The organism is uncultured Veillonella sp., assembly GCF_934230905.1.
Taxonomy (GTDB): domain Bacteria; phylum Bacillota; class Negativicutes; order Veillonellales; family Veillonellaceae; genus Veillonella.
The window spans coordinates 1-12651 of sequence record NZ_CAKQFJ010000012.1; the positions used below are offsets into that span (position 1 = coordinate 1).

Genomic DNA, 12651 nt, shown 5'->3' on the forward strand with positions numbered 1-12651 from the left:
ATGTTTACGTCAAAAACAGTTACCATAAAAAGACCAACGAAGGCACCTATCATAAAGATGCCTCCGTGTGCCATGTTGATGATATTTAAAACGCCAAACACAAGTGTTAAGCCAATAGCGAGTACAGCATATAAGCTACCGAGGGTTAACCCGTTAACTAATTGTTGTAAAAACACTATACTACCTCAACTTTTATTTTTTTAATGCGTCAAATTGACCATTTCTAATTTGCAATACTTGAACTTCCATGGAAGGGTCGCGGTGATCATTAAATTTGAATTGACCTGTTACACCGACAAAGTCAGCAATATTTTTCAATGCATCGCGGAATTTTTCTCGGTCAGTAGTAGAACCAGCTTTTTTCAATGCTGCTTCATACAAGTAAACTGCATCATAAGCTTGCGCTGCGAATTGGTCTGGTTCTTTACCATATTTATCTTTATAAGCTTTACGGAAATCTTTTACCTTTTGGTCATCTTTGTTAGGGAACCAAGGTGTACCTACGATAACGCCATCAGCTGCAGCACCTGCAATTTTAATGAATTCAGGGCTGTTAAAGCCATTGGAACCAATTACAGGTTGTTGCATACCCATTTCACGCATTTTTTTCATGATCAATGCGCCTTCTTGGTATAGAGAAGCAACAACGATTACATCAGGTTTTGCTTGTTGAATCTTAGTTAATTGTGCAGAAAAATCGGTATCTTTGTCTGCAAATGTTTCAGTATCAACGATTTGTACACCTTCAGCTTCCAATGCTTTACGAGCTGTATTATTTACAGATACCATTTGGTCATTGTTATTGGAATACATAATAGCTGCAGTTTTGAAGTCCAATGTTTTATGTGCTTCTTTGATTGCAGTATCTACTGCCAAGGATTCAGGTACAGCATTACGGAAAATGTAATCCCCAATATCAGTAATACCTTCTGCAGTTGTAGATGTACCAAGAGCTACGACTTTGCTCTTATTTGCTACAGGGCCAGCAGCCATCATTTCACCAGATAACATAGGACCAATAACGCCTACAACTTTATCTTTAGAAATAACCTTGTTCATAGCATTAATTGCTTCATTTTTATCACCTTTAGTGTCTTCAACAAGCAAATTAATTTTTACATTGTTAGCATCTGCATTAATTTGGCTAACTGCAAGTTCTGCACCAGCTTTGATGGATTCACCATACGCAGCAGCCCCACCTGTTGTCGTTGTTAACAATGCGATTTTAGCTTCATTGTTATTTGCATTACCTGCATCTTTATTGCTACCACAACCAGCAGCAACTGCCATTACACCAACAAGGCCAAAAATGGCTGCTTTTTTTAACATGGATTTATTCATGCTACACCCTTCCTTCAATCACAATAACAGTAAAATATAATAGTATAAATTATATATACTTCTATATTATGAAATATTTTTTATGTTTGTCAATCAAATCATTAGTATCATCTATAGAATTCAGATGTATACCTTATAAATTTTATTTATTCCGATAATAATTCTGAATACTGTTCCCATTTTTCATACAATACTTGTAGTGAATTATCTGTATCTGAAAGCTGCTTTGATATATTAGCCATTTCATCTAAGTCCTGTTGTACTACAGGGTTAGCTAATTGTACTTCATACATTTTCAAAGTTGCTTCTAACCTAGCAATTTCTTCTTCTATCTCAACTAATTGTTTTTCAATTATATATGTATTCGTTTTAGGCTTTGCTTCATCACGAGAAGAAACATCCTTAGTATGAATATTACTTTTATCTTTAGAAATCGCTTCTATTGGCTCTGTAAGAGCAGCAATATCATTTTGTTCTTTTAGTTTTTCCTTATAATAGGAATAATTACCCAAATATTCTGTAACACCTTTATCCTCTAATACCAAAGTTCTCGTAGATACTTGGTCTAAGAAATATCGGTCATGAGAAATGATAAAACAGGTACCACCAAATTGCTGTAATGCACGTTCCACTATTTCACGCGTAGGTACATCTAAATGATTGGTTGGTTCATCAAGAATAAGGAAATTATCACCTTGTAAGAATAATTTTAATAAAGCTAAACGGGCCCGCTCACCCCCAGATAAATCTCCTACTAGTTTAAATACATCATCGCCTTTAAATAGAAATGAGCCTAATACATTACGAGCTTTTTCTTCGGTAAAATTATAATTATTTATAATCTCATCCACCACTTGCCATTGATCATGTAATTCTTCATGTTCTTGTGAAAAGTATCCAACTTGTACACGATTACCAATATCGATATGACCATTCAACGGGACCAACTCTCCAACAATAGATTTTACCATTGTTGATTTACCTACACCATTAGGACCAATTAAAGCTACAGATTCTCCACGGCGAACCACTAAAGATATATCATCAATAATAGGTTTATTTGTGTCATACCCAATAGATACATGATCTAATACGAGTACTTTATCCGCACTCATTGCAGCAGGTGGAAATTTAAAATCTAACGAATGTGAGATTATAGGTGCCTCTAATCGTTCCAATCGATTTAATTGAGATTGACGGCCTCTTGCCATTTTAGACTTAATACCTGCCCGATATTTATCAATATACTCTTCCGTTTTCTTGATATATTCTTGCTGCTTTTCATAAGCAATTGAATCAGCTTTTAATCTTTCATCCCGTTGTAATACATATCGACTATAGTTACCACGATAAGTTGTTGCCTTATGATGATCTAATTCTACTACGCCTGTAACAATACGATCCATAAAATATCGGTCATGACTAACGATAAGAATGCCACCTCGATATGATGATAAATATCCTTCTAGCCATTCTAACATTTCCATATCCAAATGATTTGTGGGCTCATCTAAAAACAAAAAATCAGGGCTTCGCACCAAAGCCTTTGCTAAATTAATACGTGTCTTTTGTCCTCCAGAAAAGGCATTAGCTGGTTTATATAAATCTTCATCAGTAAAACCAAGTCCATACACTATTCGTTTTGTTTTTTGTTCATAATCATATCCACCTAACCACTCTAAACGATTTTGTAGATAATCAAGACGTTGTAAGTCACTTTCACTAGCTTCGTGAGTCTCTAGATACGTTGTCAACTCTTGTAGTTTGTTCTCTAATGCATGAACATCTTCCCAAGCCGTTTCTATTTCTTCAGCCAAACTAGCATCACCTAAATTAACATCTTGTTGTAAATAACCAATACTGGCAACAGGAGACATTACGACTTGTCCTTCGTCTAATTCCTCAATGCCAAGTATGCATTTCAACAATGTTGATTTCCCCGCCCCATTAGGGCCAACCAAAGCGACTCTGTCACCTTCTTTTATTTCAAAGGACACATTAGAAAACACTTGGCGCACCCCAAATGATTTTCCTAGACCGATCATTCGAATGCGTTCCATTCAATCCCTCCTTTATCATTCAATTCAGTAATTATTATACCACAGTCGCTTTTACAAAAATGACTAGCTCCACACTATCTTTGGTCTTTCGACTATGTCTAAATAATTTACCTAACAAAGGAATATCTCCAAGTAATGGAACTTTTTCCATCTGTTTTTGATCTCGATTATCCATTAATCCACCTATAACCAATACTTCACCAGGTTTTAGTATGACTCTTGTTTTTGCTTGCCTTGTGGTAATTTTATAGGATTTCAATTCTGATACCATAACAGGAGAACTTACCTCTGCCTGTATCGACGTGTCTATAAAACCATTTTTAGTAACGATTGGAGTATAATCTAACTTTATACCAACCTCTTCATAATGAATAGATTGCTTTCTCTCTCCATTAGAAATAGATTCTTCCACTACAGGAATTTTTTCACCAATCAGAATATGTGCATTTTCTCCATTTAAAGCCATGATTGACGGTGTTGCAATGACAACGGCTTTTCCTGTAGTTTCTAAAAGACTTAATTCTGGCTTTACAAAGAATTTATAGGCTTCACCATCTGGCGCCTTACCAAATGTAATGGCCCCATATGTATTTGTCTTATCATTACCATGACCAGTTAAGCTTAACCAAGACCATCTAAATCCGGTTTCCTTAGAATAAGAATGCTCCATTGCCATAATTGTTGCTTCTAATCGCACCTGTTTTATATCCCGGTCAACCGATTGAATGATAGACCGTACTCCTTTTTCCTCTTCTCGAGTTATATTTAGTACGAGTTGGTTTGTTTCCTTATGCACTGTGAACTTTTCATTAGGTACTACCGTTCTTATAGCCGATTCTAATGATGTCGATGATACTATATTAGGTTCTACTACCATAACATGACGATTTTCCTTACCACCAGAATGTCCTGTTACTGTAATTATCCCCTGATCATCTTGTATATCAAAATGATACATATCCCCTAAATGATGCAACATTTCCAATGGTGATTTGCCATGTATCGTTCCAGTTACAGTACCCTCTAATGTATTAATACCAAGTATATCTAGTTTATAGCTACGACTAATTGCCTCTACTACATCAGATAAAGGAGCCTTACTAACTGTCATACTATATGAGTTTTCAGCAGTTGAAGATTGTTGCAATTGTATTGCTTCTTTCGCCCATGAACAAGAACTTCCTAGTCCACATAAGATTAAAAATATTATTATGACTCTCCAACAGATACGCATTTTACATTTCCTCCATCATCAAGTGTTACACAATTTTCATCTACCTTAAGAACCTTTACACTATGCCAGGAATCACCTTCCATAACAACGCTAGACTCTGAACCACTACTTAAAATAACAGCTAATTTAGGGCCATGTATAACACCATTAATATAAACTGATTTTTTTTCATGATGTTTTTCTAAATCACTTTTTAAACTTATGCTGCTATCTTGATTAACTGTATTTTCTATATTTCTCCTTTTACCCCATTTTGACTTCGGAGAAATACCTTTATTTTTTAAATCCTGCTGAATATCATCTGTGGCTTCATTATCCGTCAAATTTATAGAATGCAAATTACTCTTCCCTAATGTTTCTACTAATACTTCATGCCAAGGAAGTCCCCTCAAATTATTTCCTGTACCATATAACAATTTAGTCCTATTATTCTCTTCTGCAGATTGAGATACTGCATTTGAACTAGACTCCATCTGAATATGATCATTTTCTGTTGTATGAAATACACCCCACCCAATAGCGATAAGAGCTAATAGAAATAATATACCTATACTTTTTTTGTATCGTTTATATTGAGTTATATACTGATAAAATTTGTCGTACAACAATCGATGTATATCCATTTATTAGGTCTCCTTTCTCATCTAGATTTTAAAAAACTATCTACTATCAGTATGCAACACATATAGATATAAAAGAAGGACACTAATAGTCACCCCCGTGACTATTAGTGTCCTTGACAAATTATAAAATATAAGTTATAAAATTTTATTTATCATCATATCCCATCGGATGAGATTGATGCCAATTCCATGCATCTCCTATTATTTGCGATAATTCACTATGTTGTGGACTCCAACCTAGAATACCCTTGATACACTCTGAAGATGCAATTAATATACTTGGATCTCCTGCTCGGCGTTCACCATATTCCACTGGAATATCAATATCAGTTACTTTTTTAGCCGTTTCTATGATATCTTTTACGGAAAAACCATTGCCACTACCTAAATTAAAAGCTCTTGATTCACCACCATTAATCAAGTAATTCATAGCTAATACATGAGCAGATGCCAAATCAGTAACATGAATATAATCCCGAATACATGTACCATCAATAGTATCATAATCAGTTCCAAAAACAGTAATATGTGGTCTTTTTCTTAAAGCCGCCTCTAATACTAACGGAATCAAATGAGTTTCTGGAGAATGATCTTCACCAATATCGCCACTTTCATCTGCACCTGCAGCATTAAAATAACGTAATGCTACATAAGTAGAACCATAAATAGAGCTATAGTCATGAAGCATTTCTTCAATCATCAGCTTAGTTCGACCATATACGTTAGTTGGCTGTAATTTAGCTCCTTCTACAATAGGTACTTCTTCCGGTTCACCATAAACTGCAGCCGTACTAGAAAATACAAAATGTTGTACACCCGCCTGTCTTGCTGATTCTATAAGTTGATAAGATCCTACAACATTATTCTCATAGTAAATAGAAGGGTTTATCATAGATTCCCCTACTTGAGAGTGTGCAGCAAAATGCATAATCCCCTTTATATTATTATCTTTCATGACACTAATGAGTTTTGAATCTGCAATGTCTAACTCTATGACCTTAACCCCTTTAGGAATAGAACTACGGTGACCACGTGAAAAATTGTCAACTACAATAGGTGTAAAACCAGCATGTATTAATGCTCTAACTGTATGACTACCTATATAACCAGCACCACCTGTTACTAAAATATTCATATACATACTCCCCTTTAATAACTACAACTTTTTCATAGCATGAAGTTTTGGCCCAATTAAACGTTTATAAACTTCAACACCTGGTTGATCAAAGGCATCAACGCCTGCTAAAATCGATTCAAAATACACAGCCCAACAATGCATGAACATGATTTCCCCTAAATGAAATGCATTTAATGTTGGTACAGATATGGTCATATTAAAACGATTATCACTCGATAAAGCCTCTCTATTCGCATCAAGTGCACTATTTAAAATATCGCTAATAGGAATATTTCCTATGGCATTAAGTTTATCATACTCACTATACAAATTAGGAACAACCAGCGATGTATCCCAATCTCGTACTTTAATAAATTGAACAACCTTATTAAGTCGCCCCTCTTGATGCTCTTGCACCTGAGCATGCATATCCATCGTACCAACTGCAGGAACAGGTGTACGACCATATGGAAGGCAAGTCTTACTCATTTTACCCAATGATTCTGATAGTAACTGCACATACCAATCAGATAAAGAGTGTAATGATTCACCATAAGGCATAAATACTTCTATAATACGACCATATCGTTCCGACGCAATATACTTTAACAGTGCACTAAATAAAGCTGGGTTTTTCAAAACATCCTCTTCTTGACAGGCTATATCCATTGATGCAGCACCGGCTAAGAAGCCTTCGATGTCAAATCCCACTAAAGCAGCTGTAACAAATCCTACCTCAGTAAAGACTGAGAATCTACCTCCCACACCATAGGGAACAGAGAATGTTCTCCATTGATGCTTGATAGCCATATCATGAAGAATGGTAGGATGTGCATCATTATTAGTATCTGTGACAACAGTAACTTCATAATTAATATGATGATCTTCAAGCGCTTTCTGAAGAATCATAAAATTAGCCATTGGTTCAATGGTAGAACCAGATTTAGATGTAACTACAAGCATTACCTTGTAAGCTGGACCTTTTTCATTGGCTTGTGATACCAATGTCTTAATAAGTCCCTCCAAGTATGGACCATCTACATTAAACCCAGCAAAATAAAACCGAGGATAATTATCACGTTCTTGATCCGTATAGTTGTTCCAAAACGAACCACATTGAACATCAAAAATCACCTTACTACCTAGGTAAGAACCACCGATACCAATAGACACAACTGTATCGATATTCTTGCGAGCATAAGATCGTAATTTTTGTAAACGATCCATCATCTTCGGTGTATTGATACCATTCTCTGATATATATGGTAATTGATAAAACAAAATTGGCTCAGGTTGACCATCCTTAGAAAGATGACCTTCTTCATATCCAGTAGATCGTAAAATATTGGTATGACGCCATACATTTTGAATGGCCCGCTCAAAATTTTGTATATCACGCACCTGTATGCAACTTTCATTATAGATATTACTATAATCTAATTCAAATCCAGAATCTAACTGTAGCATCAAGTATCTCCTTATGCACCTATCCAACCATAGCCATATCCAATACCAAATACGGACCACAAAATTGCGATGGGAATTAATAGCTTAAATTTCAATTTTGCTGTTTTATGATGAAATAGTACCATGCCCAATAACGCACCTAGGCCCGCAAAAGCAAATGCTAGAAATAGCAATGTAAATTCAGAAATCCGCTCATACCCTTTTATAGCAGAAAACTTATCATATCCATATATACAAAAGACAATAAAATTCCATACGGCCATAGTAATCAGAAAATACGTTTCACTCATAATCCTATATTTTATTTCCCCTTAAAATATGAGAGGGTATCACCCAATCCACATTCCAAACCAACAGTAGCTTCAAATCCAAAATCCTTTTTGGCTTTTTCATTACATAAACGAGAATGGCGAATATCGCCAACTCGTTCTGCTTCATAATTAGTTACAATTTGTTTACCACTGATAGCTGTGAAATAGTCTACCAATTCATTTACAGATGTACTCGTATTAGTAGAAATGTTATAAATTCCTGTTAAATCAGGATGATTCATGGCTTTAATATTAGCTTCAACTACATCATTTACATATATAAAATCCCTAGTTTGTTCACCATCTCCAAATACGGTGATTGGCTTATCTTCATTAACAAGGCGGTTAAAAATACTAATTACGCCACCTTCTCCACCATCACCTTGACGCGGTCCATACACATTAGAATATCTAAAGCATACTGTTTTTAATCCAAAAGCTTGTTCATAAATTCGCAAATAACCTTCTGCTGTCAATTTAGTAAGACCATAAAATGATGTTGGCTGACCCGTTAATGTTTCTCTAAGAGGTAATGTATCAAGATTACCATACACCGCAGCAGAGGATGGCATTAAAAAATGTTCTACCCCATGTGTTCTTGCTGCTTCGAGCATATTAATTAAGCCTATGAGATTCACATCACAATCCATCTTAGGATTTTCCATAGATGCAGGTACCATCGTTTGTGCCGCTTCATGAAATACTACTTGAGGTTTAAAATCTGCAAAAATAGATTCTATGTTAGCGTCTCGTACATCCATTTCTATAAATACTGCTTTTGGATTAACAAATTCTCGTACCCCTGTTGTAAGATTATCTATTACCAATACTGTATGACCTAATGCTATGAGTCGATCGACTAGATGGGACCCTATGAAACCGGCGCCCCCCGTTACACAAACGCGCATTGTTTTCCCCTTTTAGATTATTTACCTATCGCTGCCCCTGCCTTTGCGAGTTGGTCAGCCATTTCATTATATGTATCACCAGTATGAGCATATACCTTGTGAAAGTATACTTTCACCTGTTGAAATATACGTTCACAAAATGCTGCATATTCATTGGTTAATACATTATTTCGTTTCCACTTCTTCGTGGCCCACATTTCAATCCCCATATAATCATAATATAAGGAGCACTTAGAAATCCCATGAGTTAAAGCATATTCCATAACATGCTTAGCCGCTAATAACTCACCAGACACATTCCAAAATTCTGTATATTTTGCATCCCGGGTACCGAATGAAAATGTTTCTTTATTTCCATTTAGAAACATAATACCACCTGAACCTACAGACTGATTATATTTATCATAACTGCCATCGATATATGCAATTAAATGATTGGGTTCTGAGAAATCAGGAGCTATAGATTTCTTTGTATGGTTTGTTTTAGACGTTTTTGATGATGCTAGATAATCACCAATACTCATACCTTCATCACCTATAAAAGCCTGGGCTTCTGACTTAGTGGGAAACGATTTATAAATAGCCCCACCAAAGCCTTTAACCTGTTTTTCACAATCGGTCCAAGTTTCATAAATACCTGGCGTACGGCCTGCTTTTACAGCATAAAATTTCTTCGCCATACAACCTCCTAATGCTTCATGGTAAGCGGTACAAATTCAGCATTCACTACAGATTGTAAATCTTGTGGATTAACATGCATCTGCATGCCTCGTAAACCAGCACTAACATATACAGCCTCTTGAGCTTGCATCGTTTCATCAAAGTATGTAGGGAATTGCTTTTTCATTCCTACTGGGGAACAACCACCACGCAAATAACCTGTTATACCTAACAAATCCTTTACATGAATTAATTCTACAGATTTATTTCCACTGACCCGAGCGGCTTGCTTCATATCTAATTCTTCAGCTACAGGAATACAAAATACAACATATCCCGTTTTATCACCTTTGCCAACTAAAGTTTTAAATACTGTTTTTTCATCAAGACCCAACTCTTCGGCCACGTGAATACCTTGACCTCGTTCTTCAGACCATTCATATTCACTAATTGTATATGCTATATGATGAGTATCTAATATGCGTAATGCATTTGTTTTTTTATGCTTCTCTTTACTCATATAAGAGCCTCCTTTATTTTTATCGCTATATCGTTATATTACAAAAATTATCTTATAAATATCTAACGATAAATCAAAAGTATCTTACTATTTATTAACAATTTTATTTATATTCTTTAACTCTATGCGAAGCGTACCATCATCATTAGTTTTAATTTCGATAAACTCCCGATTTTGCATATATTCTACAGGGAACGAAATTTCTATGCCAGTATCGGTTTTAATCTTATGATGTTCGCCTACCTTCGTAGCAAATTCACGATTTACCGGTAAAGGTCGCATCATATCCTGTTCAGCTAACTCCTTTTTAGCAGCTTCTTGTTGAATGGGGTTAGACTTAAATACCTCTTCCACAATGCGAACAGGATTAACCGTATCAGATACTTCTGCATTTTTAGCAATCATAGACTTTGCCATCGTCATCTCTGCTACACCATCGGATTCGTGCGCTTGAGCCACCTTATCTATAATGTTTTTTACCTTTTTAACAGTATCTCTAGAGGATTGATCTGTACTAAGTTGTAGTACCTTTTCGGCTAAAATGTAACAAACTTCACCATCATATTCACCTTTTGGTTCAAAGATACGAACAGATAAATTCAATGTATTTATGGCAACAAAAGCACGCAATTTTTGTGTCGGCATCGGCAGTACTGCCTTATGTGGTACAAGTTCTGTCGATAAGGATCCATCATCTTCACTAAACAATTGATGTGTAAAGGCATCATGAGCCTGACATAATAGCATACAAATATATGATGTGTCTGTCACCACATCGCATACGATAGTATCAATGACAACACCTACCGTTGCTTGTTTCATATACTCAAAGGTTTTTTCACCTAATTCTTTTGCCAACGTAATAAAAGGGATTTCACCAACTTTATATTCACTAATTCGCTTTCCCATAGGACTCTGTGCAAGTAATGTCCCTGTTCTCGCACCAGGGTCTTTAAATGCTTTCGTTACATGCCCTACAATATAATCATGTATATCTTGTTCACCTATTTTTAATTCATGTTCAGAATAGACCGCTAAAGATGATGTAAAATCAAAAATCTCAAGGGCTGCTTTATTAATTTGCATGATAACTCCTAAGGGTAAAAATATTACTCTTTATTATACCATTCTTTTAGCAATTCTTTATCTATTTTTGAACAATCTGTTAAAGGTATTGCATCAATATATCGCAAATATTTTGGTTGATCTTCATGAGGAATAGATTGTCGTACATCAGCCTCCACCTCTTCCGATGTAACACCTGTGACCGGTACTATAAAGGCGACGACCTCTTCTCCACGCAATCGATCAGGTATAGATATGACTGCCACATCCTCTACCGTTGGCAACATTTGTAACTGAGATTCTAAAGCTAAAATAGCAACCTTATACCCACCTCGGTTAATAATATCCCCATTACGGCCATCAAATATAAGGTAGTTATCACACCAATGACCCTTGTCACCAACTGTTACCATTTCATCAAGTCCGCATATTCCAAACCGTGTAGACACATAAATATAATCATCTTTTATCTCAACTATAACCCCAGGAAATGGGCGCCCTACAGTACCAGGATAATCATGCCACTCCTCACCAGTGCAGTAGCTAATGTAGTTTAACTCTGATGCACCATAGTACAGAATAAATTCCATCATTGGATATAGCATGTGTAAAGACTGTAATAATTCTCGATCTACAACTTGTGAACCTGCAATTATATATCTTACACAAGAACAAATACTTCTATTCCAGCGCAATAGTAAACGCAGTTTTGTAGGCAGCATATACATATGGGTGCATCGATGAGATTGAATCAACGATTGCCATCTCTTTGGTTGCAGATAATCACTGGTGATTATCTGCCCACCTGCCCATAATACAGCCAATATCATATTCATATTGCCTGTAAAGCTAAAACTGCCATGTACAAATATACTAGTAGTATCATCGATATGAAAGATATTATTTTGTATATCAAAATAATCCGCCCATGATTTTTCAGTTCGCCACAAGGGTTTTGGTATTCCCGTTGTTCCAGATGTAAGAACACCAAACTGCGCTTCTATCGGAATATCTATGGAGCCAAGTAAATTCATTAATTGAAGTCGATATGTATTATCCATATGTGGATGCAAAACAATGGGAATATATCCACTATATAAAGCAGCTAACCACAATATAAGTTGTTCATATACAAATTCTGTATCTATAAGGATAATATGACGTTCACTATTTATAATATGTGTAATACAGTTATCATTCTCTATTCCCTGTACTCTTTCAATAACATCGTCATATAAATCTCCATAGGTATATTGCATACCATCTACAATAATTGCCGTATCTAATTTGTGCTTATGACCATGGTTAACTATAGCCTGTAATATCATACTCATCATAAAATCCT

General features: G+C 35.6%; 12 protein-coding genes and 1 pseudogene. All 13 read right to left on the reverse strand.

Going from position 1 to position 12651, the window contains the following annotated elements:
- Nucleotides 1–176: pseudogene (locus tag Q0E20_RS04600) on the reverse strand (branched-chain amino acid ABC transporter permease); the annotation flags it as partial.
- A gap of 16 nt (nucleotides 177–192) precedes the next feature.
- Nucleotides 193–1341, reverse strand: coding sequence for an ABC transporter substrate-binding protein (locus Q0E20_RS04605; protein ID WP_295996947.1), 1149 nt, complete (start codon nucleotides 1339–1341; stop codon nucleotides 193–195).
- A 146-nt stretch (nucleotides 1342–1487) separates the two neighbouring features.
- A complete protein-coding gene (locus Q0E20_RS04610; RefSeq protein ID WP_295996951.1) occupies nucleotides 1488–3401 on the reverse strand; it encodes an ABC-F family ATP-binding cassette domain-containing protein in 1914 nt (637 codons plus the stop codon).
- 34 nt (nucleotides 3402–3435) lie between these two features.
- Nucleotides 3436–4512, reverse strand: a complete 1077-nt coding sequence (locus Q0E20_RS04615) for a type II secretion system protein GspD (RefSeq protein WP_295996955.1) — start codon at nucleotides 4510–4512, stop codon at nucleotides 3436–3438.
- 98 nt (nucleotides 4513–4610) lie between these two features.
- Complete coding sequence (locus Q0E20_RS04620) at nucleotides 4611–5258, reverse strand: hypothetical protein (protein WP_295996958.1); 648 nt, start codon at nucleotides 5256–5258, stop codon at nucleotides 4611–4613.
- 145 nt (nucleotides 5259–5403) lie between these two features.
- On the reverse strand, nucleotides 5404–6393 hold the full coding sequence (galE, locus tag Q0E20_RS04625; RefSeq protein ID WP_295996960.1) for a UDP-glucose 4-epimerase GalE: 990 nt from the start codon (nucleotides 6391–6393) through the stop codon (nucleotides 5404–5406).
- Between the two features lie 21 nt (nucleotides 6394–6414).
- On the reverse strand, nucleotides 6415–7842 hold the full coding sequence (locus tag Q0E20_RS04630) for a glucose-6-phosphate isomerase (RefSeq protein ID WP_295996963.1): 1428 nt from the start codon (nucleotides 7840–7842) through the stop codon (nucleotides 6415–6417).
- A gap of 11 nt (nucleotides 7843–7853) precedes the next feature.
- On the reverse strand, nucleotides 7854–8132 hold the full coding sequence (locus tag Q0E20_RS04635; RefSeq protein WP_295996965.1) for a DUF1294 domain-containing protein: 279 nt from the start codon (nucleotides 8130–8132) through the stop codon (nucleotides 7854–7856).
- Nucleotides 8133–8143: 11 nt separating this feature from the next.
- Nucleotides 8144–9061 carry an NAD-dependent epimerase/dehydratase family protein gene (locus tag Q0E20_RS04640; protein ID WP_295996968.1) on the reverse strand — a complete coding sequence of 306 codons (918 nt, stop codon included), beginning with the start codon at nucleotides 9059–9061 and terminating at the stop codon, nucleotides 8144–8146.
- Between the two features lie 17 nt (nucleotides 9062–9078).
- A complete protein-coding gene (locus tag Q0E20_RS04645) occupies nucleotides 9079–9741 on the reverse strand; it encodes a ribonuclease H family protein (RefSeq protein ID WP_295996971.1) in 663 nt (220 codons plus the stop codon).
- An 8-nt stretch (nucleotides 9742–9749) separates the two neighbouring features.
- Nucleotides 9750–10241: a Cys-tRNA(Pro) deacylase gene (gene ybaK, locus Q0E20_RS04650; RefSeq protein ID WP_295996975.1), complete on the reverse strand. Its 492-nt coding sequence runs from the start codon at nucleotides 10239–10241 to the stop codon at nucleotides 9750–9752.
- Between the two features lie 87 nt (nucleotides 10242–10328).
- Complete coding sequence (locus Q0E20_RS04655) at nucleotides 10329–11327, reverse strand: nucleoid-associated protein (protein ID WP_295996978.1); 999 nt, start codon at nucleotides 11325–11327, stop codon at nucleotides 10329–10331.
- A gap of 23 nt (nucleotides 11328–11350) precedes the next feature.
- Nucleotides 11351–12643 (reverse strand): AMP-binding protein, encoded by a 1293-nt coding sequence (locus Q0E20_RS04660; protein ID WP_295996981.1) that lies wholly within the window; start codon nucleotides 12641–12643, stop codon nucleotides 11351–11353.
- Nucleotides 12644–12651: the final 8 nt, after the last annotated feature.

Excerpts from the sequence above, each read along its gene's own strand:
- Q0E20_RS04640 (WP_295996968.1), bottom strand. The coding sequence starts at position 9,061 with ATGCGCGTTTGTGTAACGGGGGGCGCCGGTTTCATAGGGTCCCATCTA.
- Q0E20_RS04660 (WP_295996981.1), bottom strand. The coding sequence starts at position 12,643 with ATGATGAGTATGATATTACAGGCTATAGTTAACCATGGTCATAAGCAC.
- Q0E20_RS04615 (WP_295996955.1), bottom strand. The coding sequence starts at position 4,512 with ATGACAGTTAGTAAGGCTCCTTTATCTGATGTAGTAGAGGCAATTAGT.
- Q0E20_RS04645 (WP_295996971.1), bottom strand. The coding sequence starts at position 9,741 with ATGGCGAAGAAATTTTATGCTGTAAAAGCAGGCCGTACGCCAGGTATT.
- Q0E20_RS04605 (WP_295996947.1), bottom strand. The coding sequence starts at position 1,341 with ATGAATAAATCCATGTTAAAAAAAGCAGCCATTTTTGGCCTTGTTGGT.
- galE (WP_295996960.1), bottom strand. The coding sequence starts at position 6,393 with ATGAATATTTTAGTAACAGGTGGTGCTGGTTATATAGGTAGTCATACA.
- Q0E20_RS04655 (WP_295996978.1), bottom strand. The coding sequence starts at position 11,327 with ATGCAAATTAATAAAGCAGCCCTTGAGATTTTTGATTTTACATCATCT.
- Q0E20_RS04610 (WP_295996951.1), bottom strand. The coding sequence starts at position 3,401 with ATGGAACGCATTCGAATGATCGGTCTAGGAAAATCATTTGGGGTGCGC.
- Q0E20_RS04630 (WP_295996963.1), bottom strand. The coding sequence starts at position 7,842 with ATGCTACAGTTAGATTCTGGATTTGAATTAGATTATAGTAATATCTAT.
- ybaK (WP_295996975.1), bottom strand. The coding sequence starts at position 10,241 with ATGAGTAAAGAGAAGCATAAAAAAACAAATGCATTACGCATATTAGAT.
- Q0E20_RS04635 (WP_295996965.1), bottom strand. The coding sequence starts at position 8,132 with ATGAGTGAAACGTATTTTCTGATTACTATGGCCGTATGGAATTTTATT.
- Q0E20_RS04620 (WP_295996958.1), bottom strand. The coding sequence starts at position 5,258 with ATGGATATACATCGATTGTTGTACGACAAATTTTATCAGTATATAACT.